Origin of the sequence: Rhizobium sp. Root708 (genome assembly GCF_001429725.1) — a bacterium.
Taxonomy (GTDB): domain Bacteria; phylum Pseudomonadota; class Alphaproteobacteria; order Rhizobiales; family Rhizobiaceae; genus Rhizobium.
On record NZ_LMHV01000012.1, the window covers coordinates 402,839 to 422,124 of the forward strand.

16 protein-coding genes are annotated in these 19,286 nt (G+C 60.5%); 6 read left to right on the forward strand and 10 right to left on the reverse strand.

Annotation, left to right across the window (positions count from 1 at the left end; all coding sequences use genetic code 11):
* Positions 1-27: 27 nt before the first annotated feature.
* The 6 genes from ASE04_RS12445 to ASE04_RS12475 all read right to left on the reverse strand — a co-directional run bounded on the left by ASE04_RS12445 (position 28) and on the right by ASE04_RS12475 (position 8,761).
* On the reverse strand, positions 28-1,518 hold the full coding sequence (locus ASE04_RS12445) for a lipopolysaccharide biosynthesis protein (RefSeq protein ID WP_056817516.1): 1,491 nt from the start codon (positions 1,516-1,518) through the stop codon (positions 28-30).
* A 58-nt stretch (positions 1,519-1,576) separates the two neighbouring features.
* A complete protein-coding gene (locus tag ASE04_RS12450; protein WP_056817519.1) occupies positions 1,577-2,494 on the reverse strand; it encodes a glycosyltransferase family 2 protein in 918 nt (305 codons plus the stop codon).
* A 473-nt stretch (positions 2,495-2,967) separates the two neighbouring features.
* Positions 2,968-4,524: a VOC family protein gene (locus ASE04_RS12460; protein ID WP_443216859.1), complete on the reverse strand. Its 1,557-nt coding sequence runs from the start codon at positions 4,522-4,524 to the stop codon at positions 2,968-2,970.
* 62 nt (positions 4,525-4,586) lie between these two features.
* Positions 4,587-6,200: a response regulator gene (locus ASE04_RS12465; protein ID WP_056817530.1), complete on the reverse strand. Its 1,614-nt coding sequence runs from the start codon at positions 6,198-6,200 to the stop codon at positions 4,587-4,589.
* A 4-nt stretch (positions 6,201-6,204) separates the two neighbouring features.
* Positions 6,205-6,627 carry a response regulator gene (locus ASE04_RS12470; RefSeq protein WP_056817532.1) on the reverse strand — a complete coding sequence of 141 codons (423 nt, stop codon included), beginning with the start codon at positions 6,625-6,627 and terminating at the stop codon, positions 6,205-6,207.
* On the reverse strand, positions 6,614-8,761 hold the full coding sequence (locus tag ASE04_RS12475; RefSeq protein WP_443216860.1) for a PAS domain S-box protein: 2,148 nt from the start codon (positions 8,759-8,761) through the stop codon (positions 6,614-6,616). The genes ASE04_RS12470 and ASE04_RS12475 overlap by 14 nt, the downstream gene beginning before the upstream one ends.
* A 179-nt stretch (positions 8,762-8,940) precedes the next feature.
* On the opposite strand from ASE04_RS12475, the gene ASE04_RS12480 reads away from it, so the two are divergent.
* From ASE04_RS12480 to ASE04_RS12490, 3 genes are all read left to right on the forward strand, one after another.
* A complete protein-coding gene (locus tag ASE04_RS12480; RefSeq protein WP_056817539.1) occupies positions 8,941-9,309 on the forward strand; it encodes a response regulator in 369 nt (122 codons plus the stop codon).
* 386 nt (positions 9,310-9,695) lie between these two features.
* The gene (locus ASE04_RS12485; RefSeq protein ID WP_056817544.1) at positions 9,696-10,400 is read left to right on the forward strand and encodes a response regulator transcription factor; all 705 of its coding nucleotides are present in this window, start codon (positions 9,696-9,698) and stop codon (positions 10,398-10,400) included.
* A gap of 13 nt (positions 10,401-10,413) precedes the next feature.
* The gene (locus ASE04_RS12490) at positions 10,414-10,851 is read left to right on the forward strand and encodes a response regulator (RefSeq protein ID WP_056817546.1); all 438 of its coding nucleotides are present in this window, start codon (positions 10,414-10,416) and stop codon (positions 10,849-10,851) included.
* On the opposite strand, the gene ASE04_RS12495 is transcribed toward ASE04_RS12490, so the two are convergent.
* From ASE04_RS12495 to ASE04_RS12510, 4 genes are all read right to left on the reverse strand, one after another.
* Complete coding sequence (locus ASE04_RS12495) at positions 10,848-11,537, reverse strand: sensor histidine kinase (RefSeq protein ID WP_056817548.1); 690 nt, start codon at positions 11,535-11,537, stop codon at positions 10,848-10,850. The genes ASE04_RS12490 and ASE04_RS12495 overlap by 4 nt on opposite strands.
* Before the next feature lie 93 nt (positions 11,538-11,630).
* Entirely contained in the window at positions 11,631-14,183 is a 2,553-nt protein-coding gene (secD, locus tag ASE04_RS12500) for a protein translocase subunit SecD (protein WP_056817550.1), read from the reverse strand.
* 92 nt (positions 14,184-14,275) lie between these two features.
* Complete coding sequence (locus ASE04_RS12505; protein ID WP_056817552.1) at positions 14,276-14,659, reverse strand: hypothetical protein; 384 nt, start codon at positions 14,657-14,659, stop codon at positions 14,276-14,278.
* Between the two features lie 214 nt (positions 14,660-14,873).
* The gene (locus ASE04_RS12510) at positions 14,874-16,295 is read right to left on the reverse strand and encodes a glycosyltransferase family 39 protein (RefSeq protein WP_056817554.1); all 1,422 of its coding nucleotides are present in this window, start codon (positions 16,293-16,295) and stop codon (positions 14,874-14,876) included.
* A gap of 645 nt (positions 16,296-16,940) precedes the next feature.
* Between ASE04_RS12510 and ASE04_RS12515 the strand changes: the two genes are divergently transcribed.
* The 3 genes from ASE04_RS12515 to cheY1 all read left to right on the forward strand — a co-directional run bounded on the left by ASE04_RS12515 (position 16,941) and on the right by cheY1 (position 19,273).
* Entirely contained in the window at positions 16,941-18,551 is a 1,611-nt protein-coding gene (locus ASE04_RS12515) for a globin-coupled sensor protein (RefSeq protein ID WP_056817556.1), read from the forward strand.
* A 63-nt stretch (positions 18,552-18,614) separates the two neighbouring features.
* Positions 18,615-18,911: an STAS domain-containing protein gene (locus ASE04_RS12520; RefSeq protein ID WP_056817559.1), complete on the forward strand. Its 297-nt coding sequence runs from the start codon at positions 18,615-18,617 to the stop codon at positions 18,909-18,911.
* Positions 18,908-19,273, forward strand: a complete 366-nt coding sequence (gene cheY1, locus ASE04_RS12525; RefSeq protein WP_003545492.1) for a chemotaxis response regulator CheY1 — start codon at positions 18,908-18,910, stop codon at positions 19,271-19,273. Before ASE04_RS12520 ends, cheY1 begins: the two co-directional genes overlap by 4 nt.
* Positions 19,274-19,286: the final 13 nt, after the last annotated feature.

Genomic DNA, 19,286 nt, shown 5'->3' on the forward strand with positions numbered 1-19,286 from the left:
CAAGAGGTCCGAAAGTAATGCGCGGGCTCAAGCCTGCGCGTGTTTGCGAAACGGATTGAGCGACATTGCAAGCGCGATGTAGGGGCGGATGACCGACCGGCCGAAGATCGGCAGGAAGGCGAGATAGATCACCGCGCCAAGCCCGATGCTGAGGCCGAGCGACAGCCAGCGGTTCTGGATATGCTCGACGATGACAGGGTGAGCGAACCAGACGCCGGCCGCCATCAGCAGAGAGCCGCACAGCGGCAGCGCCACGGCCTTCAGCGTGCTCATCGCATCGATATTGGCGAAACGCGCCAGCACATATTGCTGGTACGGCAGCGTCAACCAGGCCCGCAGCGTATAGCCCGCCGCAACGGCAACGACACCGTAGGGCACGAGCAGCCAGGTCAGCACCAGCGTCGCGGCAAGCTGAAGGGCAGCCACCGAGAGGATCGATTCCGCGCGGTTGACAGCGGACAGCGCCGACGAGGCGAAGAAGTTCATCACGAACGGCACGGCCATCAGCACGAGAACCGTGGCGATGTCGCCGGCATTGCCCCACTTGTCGCCAAACAGCATGGCGATCATGTCGTTGGACAGAGCGCCGAAGCCGAGCAGCAGCGGAATGGTGCCGAGTGCCGCCGCGCCGACGATCTTGTTGTAGGCGTTGCGGAAGGCGACACGGTCGTTCTGCAGCCGCGACAGCGTTACCAGCGCGACACTGCCGATCGGCGCGAGAACTGCCTGTCCGATCAGCTCGATCAGGCGCCAGGCGATGCGGTACCGGCCGACTTCGACCGGGCCGTACCAGCGTGAAATGAAGATATCCTGCACGCGGGCGAGCAGCATCCACATCAGCTGCGTGACGACAAGGCTGATGCTGAACAGGAAGACCGAGCGGAACAGCGGCACGTTGAAGCGGAACTTCGGCATCCAGGGATAGGCGACCCAGCCGAGCAGCACGGTGACGGCGGCGTTGACGGCGGTCTGGGCGACCAGCGCCCACACGCCCCAGCCCATGAAGGCGCAGGCGACGGCGGTGATGCCGGAAAGCAGGCTGGCGGCGATCGCCTGGGCTGCGAGGTTCTTGTGGCCGAATTCGCGTGCGAGCCGCGCATTGTGGATGACGGCAAGCGACGACACCGGCAGCAGTGGCGCCAGCCAGCGCAGGATTTCCGACACTTTCGGATCGCGGACCAGATCGCCGTAATAGGGCGCGAAGACGAAGACGACGGCGGCGACGATGGCGCTGAAGGCAATGGTTGCCCAGAAGGCGGTATCGGCCAGTTCCTCGTCGAGATCGAGCTGGCGCGTGATGGCATCGCCAAGGCCAGCATACGCAAGAACGCGACCGATCTCGACGAACAGGCTGGCAAGCGCAAATGTCCCGAAATCGCCGGGACCGAGAATGCGGGCCAGGATGACGAAAATGATGAAGGTAGCTACCGTACTCCAGGCAACGCGGACGACCGACCACAAAACGGAGAGGGCGGTCTTCTTTTTCAGTTCGGCGTGGGCAATTGCCGTATCTGCCATTCACTGTCCATTCGAATAGGCGCGGCGAGCGCGCGTTGATCGTGTCGGCGTGGGTCTGTCAGGCGGGTTTCTGTGTTCGTGGGCTGCGCCAGTAAGCGATCATCCCAACCAGATTGTCGCGCAGCTGGCTGCGATAGGTCAGGCCGAGTTCACCATCAAGTTTGCGTTTGCCGATAGCTTCCAGCACGGCCTGCCGGATATCCCATCGAAGCATGCCCCGCATGTTCGACTGGCGGTCGAACAGATATTTCGCATAGAGCGCGCCGTTGCCGAAGGCATAGCCGCTCTGCAGCTTCTTGACGTCGCCGAGTTCCCGGCGCCCGTGGAAATGCTTGACGGCAAAGTCCGGCAGATACTCGACCCGTATCCCGGCGTTGAATGCGCGGTGGACGTAATCGGTATCCTCACCGGAGCGGAAGGGGGAACCCGCGCCGAAACGCGAATCGAAAAACCCGACCTTGTCGGCCACGGCGCGGGGAAAGGCCATGTTGGCGCCGTGGATGAAGCCGCCGGCATGCAGATCGCTGGTAAGCACCGCCGGCTCCAGCTCCGGCTTGATGGTGACAGGCAAATCCCTGGCATCGCCAAGCTCGATTCGTCCGCCGCGCATGACGGGTTCCCGATCGGCCGCGAATAGGGCGGCGATGCTGCTGAAATAATCGGGGAACACTTCGCAGTCGTCGTCGGTAAAGGCGAGCACGCGACCTGTCGCGGCGCCCATTCCGCTATTGCGCGCGACCGCAAGGCCGGGCGTTGCCTCGTAAATGAGCGTCGTCTTCAGCGGTGCATTTAGAGCCCACTCGCGAACGACGTCGGAGGTGGAATCGGTAGAGCCGTTGTCGACGAAAACGAGCTCCAGCCGCAAATAGCTTGCCTGGCGCGCCGCGACAGAAATGGCATCCAGGCAGTTCGTCAGTCCATATGCCCGATTTCTCGAAGAGATGATCAGGCTGATGTCCACGGGCTGAGGAGGCATGCAATTTCCCCTTCTGCGATCGATGTCGAAGCGGAGGATAGGGCGCACATCCGCGTTCGACAAGGAGCATTTTGCGTTGCAGCAAAATAGTACATGGCGTTGAAAAAACAAAAGAATGTGGTGATTTCTAGCCGATATATTGATGCCGAACAGAATGCGGATCGACTGTTCCAATAAAGGTCGCGACGATCACGGATGAAGATAAAATATCGGAAATATAAATATCGGAAGAGAGGCGTTGTTCTCGTTGACGCGATGTTTTGCTTCATCGCAAGTCGCGGCGGTCGTGGCGATACTTGCCTATGCTACGCTGCGCTGCAATCGGCTGAAAATGCGGCTACGGCCATGTGGCTTTCAAGCTTAGCGGCCGACATCTCAAGAATTGTCGAAGATGTTTTCGTTTCGCAACGCGCAATCAGCGCTCGCAATGACAGGAAATCGCCGACAAACTTCGGCGATTTCGCGCGTTCATCTCACTGAATGCCGCCGTCAAGCCATTTGCGAATGACCGGAACGTCTGAATCCCCGAGCTCGTGACCGGTGGGAAGAATGCTCGAATCGACGGTGGCGCCGGATTTCTTCAGCCGATTCTCCAGCTCGCTCGCATATTTCCCGTAGGCATCCGTCTTGCCGCTGATCACCAGCAGGTCTGTGCCTTTGAGATCCGCCGTCGGGAATGACGTCAGCACCGGCATCGAGCGCAGGAGCACGGCTTTATGGACAAGGTTTGGATGCAGGTAGAGCAGTGAATTCAGCAAGTTGGCGCCATTCGAATAGCCGACGTAAACAAGCTTGTTCGGATCTAGGCCGTAGGATTTGACCGCCCCTTCGATGAAGGAAGCGAAGGCTTCGGCCTCGTTCTTGATGTCCTGCTGATCGAAGGAGAATGGGGTGATTCGCTTGTACCAGCGCGGAATACCCTCTTCGGTCGCTCGCCCGCGGACGCCAAGCAGCGTTGCGCGCGGTGCCACCTTGTGGAGAAGCGGCATCAGCGTCGTTTCGTTGCCCCCTGATCCGTGCATGAGGACGAGGACGCTGCCATCAGGGTCCGGCGGCATGTAGAAGCGATGAACGAAAGGCAGGTCGCGATAGTTGACGCGCGGCTCACCGGGCATGGAGAACTGCGGCAAGGCGACCTTCAGGTCGTTGAGGTCGGTGATCGGGTCCTTGGGGAGGAAAAGCTTGCTCCCGAGCGTTGCTTCCGGCTCGTCGACCGTCATGCCGGGCTTGTCGCTTGCCAGTTCGATCAACGAGCCACCGGGTTCGCGCACATAGAGCGACCGGAAATATTTCCGGTCATGCATGGTGGTGGTGTGGATACCGTCCTTTTCCAGAGCATTGTGCACGCCGACGAGAACCTCGTCATTGGCGGCCCGGAAGGCAACATGGTCGAAGGTTCCGGTTCCGGGCGCTCCCGCCCAGAATCCCTTCGCATTGCGCACGTCGATGATGTCTCCGGTCTCGGAGGTCAGGCGATCGATGTTGCCTTGGTTGGCGGCAAAGCGATAACCGAAATGGCCCTCGATGAAGGCGCGGGTCTCGGCCGGCTGCTCCGTCAACATGGTCGCGCCACGGACGCGCTGGATTGCGTGCTCGACGGGGACGCCGGCGCCATCCCACACCGCTGGCGAGACGACCTGCCGCGTACCGGCAAGCTTGACGATGATGTTGTCGGGATCCTTCAGCCGAAGCACGGGCTCGCCGAATTCATCTGCCGGACCTTCGGTACGGAAGCCGAAGCTCATGGCCCGGGTCAGCCAGTAGCCGATGCTCGCCGGATCGATCGCCAGCGACAGCTCGCTGAGCTGGCCATGCCCCGCCCGTCCTTGCGATCCATCTTCCCAGACGAGGAAAGTGACCAGCGAGCCGGGGGTGCCGAGCGCATCCCCATAAAAGAGGTGCAGCTGCGATGCGTCTTCGAATCCGGCGGTCTGCTTGACCAGCCTCATTCCGAGAAAGCCGGCATAGAAGTCGACGTTTGCCTGAACTTTGCGGGTGATGAGGGTAACGTGATGGATACCAGAGACCATGGAATGCAGTCCGGATTGCATGGGAGAAAGGATGAGTGCCAGTAGTAGGGTCGATATAAGCGTCATGCTGCCGATTGTGGAGGTTGCTGTGAACGTTCTGCACATAGAACTAGGGCATCGCCGTTTGGCTGCAAATCGAGCGTGTCGACGTTTTCGATCGCGAGCTCGAGCTGCTGCAGTGTCGGCGGCTTGACCATATAGGCACATGCGCCGAGCGCCTTGGCGCGTTCCATGTCGTCCTCGTCGCTGGACGTACTGAGAATACAGACCGGGATATCGCGCAGCCGGCGATCCGCCGACAAGGCGCTCAGAACCTCGAAGCCGTCCATGATCGGCATGTTGATGTCGAGCAGCATCAGATCGACCGACGGCGCATGGTGGTCGGCCAGCCGCTCCTCCAGCAGCCGCATCGCATCACGGCCGTTGGCCGCGACGTGAAGGTTGAAGGCGACCTTTTCCCGCTTCATCAGCTTGATCTTCAGAATCTGGACATCGGCTGGACTATCTTCGACAAGCAGCACCTCGGCAACGCGTGCCGGATCGGCGCTGCGCTCAATAGGCTTACCGCTCTCCGCGGCGGATGACGAAGGCTGCTCCGCCGGCGATGCGAGCGGGATTTCTACGATGAAGACGCTGCCGCGCTCACTCCTCTGCTCGCACCATATCGAGCCGCCATGAAGCTGGGCGATACGGCGGCAGATCGCGAGCCCGAGGCCGGTCCCCTCGATACCGCGTCCGACCAGCCGCTTGAAAGGCTGGAAGATCAGTTCGCGATATTCCGGATCGATGCCGGGGCCGTTATCGCCGATCGAGAGGCGGCACATCGCGCCGTCGATCCTCGCCGATATCTGCACCTGCGGCATTCCTGAATCGCAATAGTGGATGGCGTTGGAGACGAGGTTCTGCAGCAGCTGGACGAGAAGCGTCGTGTCGCCCATCACCTCCGGCATCGTCGTCTGTCTCAGGATCGTCGCGCTCCGGCTACCGATCTGTTCGCTGAGATTGCTTTCCACTCGGGCGAGAACCGAGGAGAGCTGCACCGGTTTCAATTCCAGATCGCTTGAGGCCTCGAGCTTGGTGAAGCCCGAGACCTTCACGATGAGGTCTTCCATGTGCCCGGCGGCGTTCAGGACGTAGTCGAGCAGATCCCGATCCTCGCCCGATAGGGTCGGCGAGACCTGCAACAGCTTTGAAAACGACCTGATGGTCCGCAGCGGCTCTTTCAGGTCATGCGCCATGGCGCGTGTGAAAATCTCCAGGGATTGCCGCTTGTATTCGAGCTTTTCCTCCAGCTCGCCGTGCATGATCGCGCCCTGGATACAGCGATGCAACGCCTCCGGAGAGAGCATGTCCTTTGTCAGGTAGTCGCGGGCGCCGCCCTTCATGACTTCGACGGCGATCGTTTCACTGCCCTGGCCGGTCAGCATCACGATGTTTGCCATCGGATCCCGCTTCAGGATTTCTTCCAGCACGCCGACGCCGTCACGGCCCGGTAGCGAGTAATCGAGAAGAATGCAGGCGGGGCGTTTTTGCTCGTTGAGCGCCAGACCCTCGTCGCCGTTCTCCGCCTCGAAGACCGTGTAGCGCGTACCTGGCACGCGCGAGAGCATCCGCCGATACAATTCGCGGTCATCGATATTGTCGTCGATAATCAGGACCGGAATGTCGTCTGCCACTTCGTCACCCCTCCAAAGGCAGGATGGCAATCTCGAACCAATACTCCTTCAAGCGCTGAATGGCCGCAAACAAACCGTCGAGGTCTACGGGCTTCTGCACATAGGTGTTGGCGCCGAGCGCGTAGCAACCCTCGATGTCGCGTTCATCGTCCGATGTGGTCAGGATGACGACCGGAATCTTGCGCCAGTTCTCGTTCGATTTGATCATCTCCAGTGTCTTGCGACCATCGAGCCCCGGCATGTTCAGGTCGAGCAGGATCAGGCCCGGTCGCGGCATCGTCTCGAGAAGCTCGAGCGCCTCGTAGCCCGAAGAGGCCCAGTGCACCGGGTTTTTCAGGTTTGCCCGCTTGAAGGCGCGAATGGTTGCTTCGAAATCGTCCTCGCTGTCTTCGACGATGAGGATCGGTTGTGTCTCACGCTGCGGCATGCTGGTTCTCGCGTTTGTGACCGAGTGTAAAATAGAAGGTGGTGCCCTGGCCGATTTCGGATTCTAGCCAGATGTCGCCCTCGTGGCGAGCGATGATCTTGCGAACAAAGGTAAGCCCAGCCCCGGTGCCGTCATCGGATTCCTGCGACTTTTCCAGCCGTTTGAAAATACGGAAAATATCTTCGTAGAATTCCTTGGGGATGCCCTTGCCGTTGTCGCGGACGAAATAGACGTCTTTCGTCACGAGGCCGGTTTCGTCGCGGAGCTGGTCGAGGTGACCGATCGTGACAACTGGCTCCGGCTTGTCATTGTACTTCACCGCGTTGGTGATGAGGTTGCGGTAGACTTCGGTAAGCCGCAGCGCATCGCAGACGACAGCAGGCAGTTTCCCCTCGACGACGACCTTGGCGTGGCGTTCCTCAAGGTAGAGCTCCATCGTCGAAACCACGTCTTTGATGATCCCTTCGACGTCGGTGCGCTTGATCGCGAGCTGCTGGCGGCCGATGCGCGAGAAGTACAGCAGGTCGTTCACCAGCTTCTCCATGCGCTGGCTCAGGCGCACGATGCGGTTGAGACGCCTGACGCCGTCCTCGTCGAGCACCTTTTCGTAATCCTCGAGGAGAAAGCGGGAATGGTTGTGCATCCCGCGCAACGGCTCCTTCAGGTCATGCGAAGCGATGTAAGCGAACTCGTCGAGGTCGGCGTTGCTCCGCTCGAGGTCGGCCGTGTAGGCCTGAAGCTGGCCGAACATCGTCTTCAACTGCTCTTCGTGCGCGACGCGTTCGGTGATGTCGCGGAGGATGGCGACATAGGTGACGATCGTGCCGGTGGTAAACGTGCTCACCGAAAGATCGAGCGGAAATTCCTCTCCGTTGCTGCGCCGGCCCAAAACGGTGCGGGTCGTACCGATGATCTTCTTTTCTCCGGTCTCTGCGTGATGCGAGAGGTAGCCGTCATGTTCGGCCCGGTAGGGTTCCGCCATCAGCATCTTCACGTTCTTTCCCATGACATCGGCCACATCGTAGCCGAACATGGCTTCCGCGGCAGGATTGAACATGGAGATCCGCCCCTCGGTGTCGGCGGTGATGACGGCGTTCGGCGTGTTGCGTGTGACGCTGTCGAAGCGGATGCGTTCGGCTGTCAGGTTGGCGCTGTTGCGGTGGAAGTAGGAGATGAAGATCGCGACCAGCCACAGGGTCGTGATGGTGATCGCTCGGTTCGTCGCTTCATAGACAAAGCCATCACCCTGGCGGTTGATGGCGAAGAAGCCAAGCAGGATCAGGATGGAGCAGGCGAAGGCGAGCGAGAAAGGCGCGGAACGCGAGCTGAACCACAGCGATGTGAGAACCAGCGGGACATAGAGCACGCCGCTGGCAACGCCGAGCGGCGTATAGAGATCGACCAGCAGGCCGAGCATGCAGATGGCGGCCGGGAACCAGACCGGCATGTCGCCATGGCTATGGGGCTGAAGCCACCATGAGCGTACCAGCATCGCCAACCCGAGAAGCACGACGCCGAGCGCGGTCTGAACCGCCATGCCGATGTTCGGCCCCCAGCGATAGATATACTCCGCTCCCACCGCGTACCCGGCGAGTGCCGCCAATCCAAGGCCCATCACCACATAGCCGATCAGTTCCTCGACCAGCGGCGCCTTGATGCTTCGATCCGGCGGCGTCAATGCCAGCGAGAGGCTTGCGATAAACAGGATGATCGCGCTGTTGGGCGCCATACCGCCGCCGACCACGGCCGCGAAATGCGGTTCGACGATCAGGCTTGCCAGGAACTGCTCGGTGATCTGCACATGATGGCCGATGAACACCAGTTCGATCAGCCGCGTGCCGCTGAGCGCCGTCGCAAGCGAAAACAGCAGGAAAGCTGCCATTTGTGACCGCTCTCCGCGCTGGACGGAAAAAATCAGCCCGCAGCCGACGATCGAGAAGCAGATTGCCGTCGTCAGCGCCATGGCCGATGAGCTGGGCACAATCGTCAGCATCTCCCGGATCTGCCACACCCAGCCATTCACCACGGAGGCACCGAGCAACAGAATGACGGCGCCGAGAATCGCTACCGTCAGGCGGTGGCGGTGCTGCAGCCTTGCGGCCCCCGTATTTCGGCCGCTGAACGGCTTAGCCACTTCACTGCTCTCCCAACCTTTTGGTGTATCTATTGTTGGAAGCCGAGATTATGCAATAACCAATAGCCACGGCCGGCGAGTTTCCACACGTCACCCAAAAACGGCCGGAGTTTGATCCCTATCATATGGCAGCGCCTCGCTTGATGTAGTTTGAGACAAGGCAGTTGAAGCGAGGTGCGATGCCAGCAGTACTTTACGTCGACGACAGCAGCGACGATCTGTTCTACGCGAGATATACGCGCGACAAATGGCAGTTGGATATCGACCTCACCTGCTTCTCCACGACGCAGGCGGCCCAGGACGCCCTGGAGGCCCTGCTTGCCGCCGGAAAGCCGTTGCCGGATATCCTTATCGTGGATCTCTACATGCCGTTGGAGAGCGGAATAGGCCTGATTGCCCGGCTGCGGGCGGACACCCGCTTCAAGTCGATGCGGTTGGGTGTCTGCTCGGGATCCGATGCCAGGGAAGACCATGACCGGGCGATCGCCGCCGGCGCGGATTTTTACATGGAAAAGCCGCTGGACCTGAAATCGGTAGCCGCACGGTGAAAAAACTGTTGGCATATCGCATCGGTTGCAGCCGCGATTGACACGCGCCGACCGCTGTCTAAGATCATGCCAAGCAAGAAGTAGTGAGAGAGCCGATCGCCCCGTGTTTGCCGCCACAAACTCAGCCAACCCCTTGACTGTCAGGCTGTCGGCTCTCTCCGATGCCTACATTGGCACCGCCCTCCGCAAACAAGGGGTATTGAATGCGGAAAGATGCAAGACTTCGGTGAGATTTGGTCTGGGCGTATCGACCCCTCGTGATCGCCCCCCGTTCCTATCTCTTTCCTCCATAGTCTCGTCGATGCTATTAACTGTCCCGATTTAGGACGGGTATCCCCAAATCTTGGGATAAGCCTATGTCATTGGATAAAACCAGGTAGGGTGGGATGAGTAGCGCAGCAGCAATTCCGTTTCATACCGGCCCCGAACTGGCGCGGGCGATCAACCGAACGGATTTCTTTCGCCTGCTGAAAGCCGAGGCGCACCACTATCAGTTCGAGACGTTTGCGCTGGCCCGTGTCTCCGAAGTGTCGCCGCCATTCAGCGCCCGCGAGATGGTCATCACGAACGTCCCGGAGCGGAGGGCGGGCCTCTTTATTTATGCGCTGTCCCAGGCGCTTGGCCGGGTGAAAACCAATGCGGCGCAGTTTCTGGCGACACCGCTGACCGGCAAAGGCAGTCTGCCGGAGAACTACCCGACAGATCTTGTGCTGAACGAATTCGACACCAACTCCTTCCTGCTGATCCCGTTGTTCACGCCGGAGGGACGCCGCTACTGCGTCGCCTTCAGCGGTGCGCGACAACCGCCAGAGGAAACCGAGATTGCCGAAATCCTGCTCGATACGATGCGCATCTTCGGCAAGTTCTACGAAGAGATTCTCGCGCAGGAGATGTCAGGCCGCCTGACCCAGCGTGAGAACGAGGTCGTCAAATGGACGAGTGAGGGCAAGACCTCGGCCGAGATCGCCATCATCCTGGGGCTGTCGGAGCATACGGTGAACTCCCATATCGCGGCGGCTGTCCGCAAGCTCGATGCGGTCAATCGCGTGCATATGGTCGCGATCGCCTTGCGCATGGGTCTGGTTTCTTGAGGAAGAGAACGGCATGAAGCGTGCAGTCAGGCAGAGATCGGCCGTCAATGTGCTGTTCGTCGACGACGAGTTTATCGAGTTTCGCTCGCTGAAGAAGAAGGTCGCGGATCAGACGGAGCCGCAGATCAACCTCGACTATGCCCAGTCCGTGGACGATGCGCTCACCAAGCTTGGCGACGTCAAGTTTGATCTCATTCTTCTCGACAACCGGCTCATGCCGAATTCCGATTTCCGCGAAACCGTGCCCAAGCTGCGCGGCAGCGGCTACACCGGTCCGATCGGCGTGGTTTCCACCGATGTCTCGGACGGCTATTTTCAGCAGTTTCCCGAATACGGAGTGGATTTCCGGGTGGGCAAGGACGAGATCGACGCCGACACGCTGCAACACATCATCCGCGAATATGTCGATTACGATGTGCCCGAATTCTGGAAGGACGACTACAACAGCTAGCGCGCGCCCGGCAGCGTTATCGTAAAGCGATTTCCTGGTTCGCCGGAGTGGTCGAGATGTGCGTCGCCGCCGAGTGCGGTCGCGAGGTCGCGGACAACGGCAAGCCCGAGTCCTGGACTTGGCACTATTCCCTCGACAGGCGCCGCCCAGAAGGCGTCGAAGATCTTGTCCCGATGATCAGGATCGATGGCGGGGCCGTTGTCGGAAACGCGGATCGTGCATTGCGAACCGCTGACGTCGGCATCAATCCTTACCCGCACGGGTCCATCGCCGTGATGGGTCAAAGCATTGGCAATCACGTTCTTCAGAATGAGCCGCAGAATCGATCGATCCGAGCGAACGGTCGGAAGCGCTCCGGTCTCCAGCGCCGCCTCCGGCATCGCGCTCCGTTGCTCCAACTCCTGCCAAATCTCGGCCACCAGCGGCTCAAGTTCGACATCGGAAACTGCAATTTGCGGCGCCCCCGCTGCAAAGCTCATGAGCGCCTTGGTGAGCTTCTGCGCTGCTTGCGCCTTGTCGAGGATGGTCCGCAGGCTTTTCACCTGGTCGGCATCGATCGAGCTCTCCAGGTCTTCCAGCAGGATTTCCGCATACATCGCAATGTGTCGCAGCGGCGATTGCAGGTCGTGCGATGCAATTGCCAGAAAGCGCTTGATCCGTTCCTCGTTCGATGCCGGCTGCGACATGTTCGATCCTCCAACCCCAGGCCGCGGACAATAAAAAGTAGGCGCCGGTTCTGCAACCGACGCCTACATCTTTTTCACCGTAACAACCTGAATTTAGCTCGCGGACTTGCGTCCAGCTTCAGGCGGCAGGATTTCCGCGTCGTCGGCCTGAGTTGCCGCGACTGCCTTGCCGTGGCGGCGACGCCAGTCACCGAGGAAGAGCAGGATCGGTGCAGCGATGAAGATCGAGGAAGCGCCGGCCACGAGGATGCCGAAGACCATCGGGATCGCGAAGCTCGAGACCGCGCTACCGCCCCAGATAGCCATCGGCAGCAGGGCGAGGAAGGCCGTCGCGTTGGTGTAGAGGCTTCGTGCCAGCGTCTCGTTGATCGACCGGTCGATGATTTCGCGCAGCGGCATCGACTTGTAGAGACGCATGTTTTCACGCATGCGGTCATAGACCACGACCTTGTCGTTCACGGAGTAGCCGACGAGCGTCAGGATGGCGGCGATGGCCGTCAGGTTGAAGTCGAGGCCGGTCAGCGCGAAGAAGCCGATCGCCTTGGTCACGTCGAGAATGAGCGTGACGATGGCGCCGACTGCGAATGGCCATTCGAAGCGGTACCAGATGTAGAACAGCATCGCCAAGCTTGCGATCACGACCGACAGGATGCCGGCCCAGGCAAGCTCGCCGCTGACCTTCGGACCGATGACGTCGGTGCCGGTGACGGTTGCCGACGGGTCGATCTTGATGATCTCCGCCTTCAGCTTTTCAACGGCTGCCGTCTGTGCTTCCTCACCGCCGTCCTGACGCTGTGCGCGCACTGCCATGGTGTTGTTGTCACCATAGGACTGCAGCGAAACCTCGCCGAGGCCAAGGCTGTTCAGGCCTTCGCGGAAGCGGCCGAGATCACTGGCCTCGGCGGTCTTCACCGACATCTGGATACCACCACGGAAGTCGACGCCGTAGTTGAGGCCAGGATGGAGGAAGAGAACCACGGAGGCGATCGACAGGAGCGCCGAAACCGTCACGCCGAAGAAGCGCGCCTTCATGAACTGGATGTGGCGGCCATAAGGGTTGAACATCATCGGGATCAGCGGCTTGATGTTCAGGACCTTGAGCTTACGACGACGGGTGATCTCGATCATCGTGACGCGAACGAAGGCGACCGATGTGAACATCGAAATGATCAGGCCGAGCGCCATGGTGACCGCGAAACCGCGAACCGGGCCAGTGCCGAACCAGAACAGGATCGCCGCTGCGATCAGCGCCGTCATGTTGCCGTCGATAATCGTCGAGTAAGCGCGGCGGAAGCCGGTGTCGATAGCCGCGAAGGCGCTCTTGCCCTTGCGCGTTTCTTCACGGATGCGCTCGTTGATGAGAACGTTCGCGTCCACCGCAAGACCGATGCCGAGAACGACACCCGCGATACCTGGCAGCGTCAGCGTCGCGCCGACGAGCGTCAGTGCCGAGAAGGTCAGGATCGTGTGGATCAGCAGCGCGAAGTTCGCGAGGAAACCCCACTTGCCATAGAGGATGAAGATAAAGACCGCGACGAGCACGAAGCCGACGAGACCAGAATAGATACCCATGCGGATCGCGTCCGCGCCGAGGTCGGCGCCGACGGTGCGCTCTTCGATGACAGTCAGCTTGGCGGGCAGGGCGCCGGCGCGCAGCATGGCGGCAAGCGTCGTTGCGCTGTCGGCCGAGAAGCTGCCGGAGATCTGGCCGGAGCCGCCGGTGATCGGTTCCCGGATGACGGGCGCGCTCAGCACCTTGTCGTCGAGGACGATGGCAAACGGATTGCCGACGTTCTGGCGGGTAATGTCGGCGAAGCGCGTTGCGCCGGCGCTGTCGAAGCGGAAGCTGACGACCGGCTCATGCGTGTTCGGGTCGAAGCCGACGCGGGCATCCGAGAGGCGGTCGCCGGAGATTTCGACGCGATCGAGAACCGGATAGCTGTTGCCCTGCTCGTCCTTGAGCATGGTCACGCCCGGTCCAGGCTGGTTGTTCGGAGCGAGCATGTGGAATGACATCTTCGCGGTCGAGCCGAGAAGCTGGCGAAGGCGGGACGGATCCTGTGCGCCCGGAAGCTGCACGAGAACGCGGTTCCCGCCGATACGCTGGATCGTCGGTTCGGCAACGCCCACCTGGTCGACGCGCTGGCGGATGACTTCAAGGCTCTGCTGAACGGCGGAATCGACGTTGGCAGCGATGCCTGCCGGCGAGAAGGCGACGAGGATATTGCCGCCGCTGGTCGTCACAGCAAGATCGGACTGACCAGCGCTGAGGCCGGTGGCAATGGCGTTGCCGAGCGTCTTCAGCTGCGTGACGGCCTCGTCGTTCTGCGCCGGATCGGTCAGGGTGACGACGATCTGGTTCTGATTGCGAACGACTGACTTCGTCTGGATGTTCTTCTCACGAAGGACGCGACGGGTATCCTGGAGGAGAGACTGCAGACGCTCGCGGGTCAGGTCCGCCTCGTCGACTTCTAGAACGAGATGCGAGCCGCCGCGCAGGTCGAGACCAAGCGAAACCCGGTTGTGCGGCAACCACGAGGGCAGACGGTCGAGGGTGGATTGCGGCAGTGCGTTCGGCAAAGCGATCAGAATGCCGAGGAGAATGATCACCGTATAGGTGAACACCAGCCATGGTGAATTACGCATGTTGTTGTCTATCCTTGATAACGCTTGAGCCTGCGCTCCCCGCGCAGGCGGCGTGTCTTAAAAGCAATGGAAAGCGCCGCATTGGCGCGCATTCATGCCGCGATCGCCGGAGGACCGTGCGAATCGTAAGCCTTGCCATCCGCGGCGCGAAGCTGCGGGCGGAAGGCAACGGGATATGTGGGGTCCCCGAACGCAAGGAGCGCAATTCCAGGGATTGCTCCGACTGCGGCGTTGCCGGAATCGTAAGGAGCATATTTCGGCGTCGCCTTACGCTCGGCGGCCAGAATACCGCGGACGGCATCGCGCACGCTGACCTGCAGCGGCTGGCCATCCTTGCTGGACGAGGAGACAGAGTTCGGGCCGCGCGTCGGGCCGATGACGAAGTTGCCGCCGAGCAGCAGGCCGAGATAGGCGAAAACGGCGACGACCAGGGAGAGCGCAACGCGACTGCTCATGCGGCGCGCGTCGAGCCTCATCTCTTGATCGTTTGGATTTTCAGCCTCGTACCGGCTCAACGGCGCAAAAGTCTCTCATTTTTATCGGGAGAAGGCGTTTCCTCGACTGAGATTGTAACAGTCTCGGCCTCGTCTTCATAGGGCACACTGTCATGATGCACTTGGGCCAGCCGGTCAACCGTGCCCATGGCAATTTCCCGCTCTCCCGGGTGCTCAGGCGTGTTTTGCGCCGAGTTCAATTGACCGAGAGGCAGCTCGACGGCAGCTTGTATGCAGTGATCGTCTTGCCGCGATAATAGCCGTCATTCGCCTGCCATGACCGCATCACCTGCTGTCCGGAAGGGCAGGTGAATGGCTCGTTCGTCACGAAGAGAACATCCTGGCTGGTGGTCGCCGGCAGCGCGAACGTCTGCTCGTAGTAGTTCTCCGGGGCGCCCTGCGGCGGTCGCGCAAAGATCGTCAGCGGCTCGTCCCTGAGCGTATGGAACATGTCCGCCAGCAGGTCCCTGTTGTCGCTGACGATGATCGAGACACCGGACTGGCGCGCTAGATCGGCAGCTTCTCGGCTGATTTCGCTCCGGCCAAGGTAGCGTTTCATTACTTCGTCGCCGTTGGGCAGGACGAGTTGATGAGCGAAGATGGTGGCCAGTGGGAAAAGGACACTTGCAGCACCGTTGATACACAAAGAGATGCGCAGTCCCTTTGGCCACAGGCGTTGCAGCAGCCAAACGGCAAGCAGCGTTCCCGCCACATAGGCCGTTACCGCCCAATTCGCATAAGCCTTGGCGATCAGCGCCTGGAGAGTGATCAGCGCGATTACTGGGGCCGAGAGCCAGATCAGCAGCTGCTCGAACGGCTTGCTGCGTCCGGTGAGTGCGCGGTAGGTCGCCCAGAGGAGTGCCGCGAACACGATCGGTCCGACGACGCCGAACTGCGCGGCGAAGAACTCGAGGCCGCGGCGTGGATCAATTCCGATGGTGCTCCAGTGCGCGATGTTCGTCGTGTGCTTGACGGTCGTCGCATCGTGCGTGACGTTCCACCAGAGATTTGGCGAAGCGACCAGCAGGGCGGTCAACACCGCTATGAAGAAATCGCGCCAGGATATCCGGGCGGACGGCAACAGGATCAGTGCCAGCAGGCCGCCGGGAACCACGAAGAGAATTGCATACTTGGACAGGAACGCGCAGCCGACGCCGAGCCCCATCACCAGCGCGAGTGCCACGGACCGGCGCTCGCGCAGCCCGAAATAGGCAAACAGCGCGATCGCCAGGAAAAACAGCAGCACGACGTCTGTCGAAAAGAACACCGACGACAAGGCCACGCCAGGCAGGGTGATGTAGGTTGCCCCGACCCAGCCTTCGACCTCCGGCCCGATGAAACGTTTGCCGATCTTCATCAGAACCAGAGCCGTCGCCATGTGCACCAGCGGGCCACAAAGCCTTATCCAGAAGATCGACGTCGATCCGGCGAGATCCGTCATCAGGCGAATGACCCAAGCGATCATCGGTGGTTTCGAATAATAGCCGAAATCGAGATGCTGTGACCAAAGCCAATACTGCGCTTCGTCGACGAACAGGTCGGTGGTGTCGAAGTGAAGCGCGATCACCCGCCAAAGGGTGACGGCGATGATGACGAAGAGACCTTGCCGTGCGGACATCAGCCGGATTTCCAATTGAACCGGCCTCCGATCCGCTCGATCGGCATGACCATGGCGCTAGGGGGGCGGCGCTCTCGTAGCGGCTAATTGTGACGGAAATTCAAAGGACGCGAAGGGTAGGGGCGATCCGGCTGGCTGCGAAGCTTTCGAGAATCGCGACCGCCGCAAGAACCGCTATGGCGAGGAAGCAGGAGCCCAGTCCGAGAACAATCATTGCCCAATCCTTTTGACGTCATGTCAGGGTATTGGGAGCCGTATATCACGAAGCTTGCTTCGAACTTGTAGCAAGCCGGCAACGCCCGCCCCAGTAATTCATAGATGGTTATTCGCATTGTTGCGAAAGTAGGTGTTCATAAAATGCGCATTAACTTTCACGCAAGGAATTAACCATAAACATTGCACGACACGTCGGAATGGGAAGTTTGACTCGTTCCCACCAGGCATGACGCCGAACCGTCGTACCGGATCGATCCGGTATCCATCTCTCAAAGCTTTGCAGGATGCATTGATCGGGAAGCCGTGGTCGCCGCTTTAGTGGGCGTCGGGCAGCCACCCTATTCGTGTTCCGTTGGACAAGGCGGGCGTTTTCAGACCGGTCGCAAGAGCGCCCGGGCAAATGGTTGGGGACAGGCGTTGGGGCAGGAAATGCCATCGGATCAGGCTCGAGGAGCACAGGCAGGCAGCCTGCGCGATCGCCTGCGCTTTGTCGGCCTCGATGCCGATCAATGCGATACCGTGCGCCGCAACCGCCTGCTTCTGCAGCAGCACCTCACCGTCGGTCTGCGTGATCTCTTCCAGAAGCTCCAGTCGTTTCCGGACGCCGCTCGCAATTTCGAGAGCGAACGGCAGGTCGAACGCCTGCATGATTTGCAGACCTCCCATTGGGATGTGCTGACGGATGCCCGCTTCGACAGTCTCTATGCCGAACGGGTCAAGGTTCTTTCTGATTCCGAAACCAAGATGGGTCTCGATCCGCGCTGGCATGTCGCCGGCCACGGTGTCGTGCTCGAGCATATCGTCTCAGGCCTCGCCAACGACCTTGCCGGACGTCCCTTCCTCCCAGGCGCCAAGCGCCGTGCACGCGAGATCACCGATCTGATGACGGCGGTGATCCGTCTGGTTATGGTCGACGTCGAAATCGCCGTTTCACTGCGCTTCAACGCGTTGCGCGCCTCCCAGCAACGACAGCTTGCCGACCAGCGTAGTGCCGACAAGGCTGAAGTTACCCGCATTTTCGCTGACGTGATTGCCGGGCTCGCGGAACGTGACCTGACCGTCCGCGCCGAAGTCGAACCCCAAAGCGCGCACCGCGACATAGCCGAGGCGCTGAACAGCGCGCTCGATACGCTCCAGCACGAATTCATGAGCATCAGCGAGCGTACGGCAACCGCCGAAACCTCGGTCCAGGCGCTTGGCGATGCCAGCCGGCGCATCGCAGCCGATACGTCGGCCCATGCCGAAGAACTGGTCGCTTCGTCCTCCATGCTATCAGGTCTTTCCGACAGCGTGCGCCGCGGCGCAGTCGATAGCCGTGCCGCCGAGAAGGCCGCGGCTTCGACGCGTCATGCGGCCGAGGAAAGCGGACAGGTCGTCGGCCGGGCGATATCCGCCATGGCCGATATCGAGAAATCCGCCGAGCGCATCGGTCAGATCATCGGCTCGATCGACGAGATCGCCTTCCAGACAAACCTTCTTGCGCTCAATGCAGGTATCGAAGCGGCGCGTGCCGGCGACTCCGGCCGAGGCTTCGCTGTCGTTGCCCAGGAAGTGCGCGCGCTTGCGCAGCGCTCCGCCGACGCGGCCCGTGAAATCAAAACCCTTGTCAGCACGACGAAATCCCAGGTTGACGCCGGCGTGCAGATGGTCGGTCGCACCCAGGATTCGATCGGCAACATCGTCCGCCAGGTAACCGAGATCAACTCCGCCATCGCAACCGTCGCAGGCCAGGCCGGCGACCATGCGGATGCGCTCGATACAGTGGTCTCCGAGGTCAGGGGATTGGGCGCGCGTCTCGGCAACTCGGCCGGTGCGGCGCTGCATTCGGCCGGCGGTGCAGACGATCTGCATACCGTGATCGTCGAGCTCGGCAAGACGGTGCGCGAGTTCCGCATCGCCCGCCAAAAGGCAGAAGCCGACCAGAGGGCGAGGCGCGTGATCGAAACGCAGCCAACCGTCGCGGCGTTCGAGGAACAGGACGATTCATTGGACTTCATCCGCCCGGCTATCGGCCTCGGTGGAGGGCGAAATGTTTACTAAAACAATGGAATATGACCGCGGCTCACCTTTGCGTGGCCAGGATCAGGGGACAAGGAAAAGCTGATGGCAGCAAAGAAGAATGGGAAGACGCTGAACCTGTCAGCGATCATCGACCTCAACGAAGCGTCGTCCATGCGTGACAAGTTTCTGTCGCTTCGTGGCAGCGCCCTTTCCATTGATGCTTCGGCTGTCGAGCGCGTCGGCACCCTCGGCGCGCAGGTTCTCATGGCAGCCGCCAAGACCTGGGACCAGGACAAGCTCGCGTTCACCTTCAGCAAGGCTTCGGACGCATTTCAGAAAACAATGCAGCTGATTGGTGTCGATATCCACCATCTGCTCGCCAAGGAGATCCGGCAATGAAGAAAAAAGTGCTTACCGTGGATGATTCACGGACGATCAGGAACATGCTTCTCGTCACCCTCAACAATGCGGGCTTCGAGACGATCCAGGCCGAAGACGGCATCGAGGGCCTCGAGGTTCTGGAAGAATCCAACCCTGACGTCATCGTCACCGACATCAACATGCCGCGTCTCGACGGTTTTGGCTTCATCGAAGGCGTTCGCCGCAACGAAAAGTATCGCGCGATCCCGATCCTGGTCCTGACGACCGAAAGCGACGCGGAAAAGAAGAACCGCGCGCGCCAGGCCGGTGCGACCGGCTGGATCGTAAAGCCTTTCGACCCTGCCAAGCTGATCGATGCGATTGAGCGTGTAACCGCTTAAACCCAGGAATTTC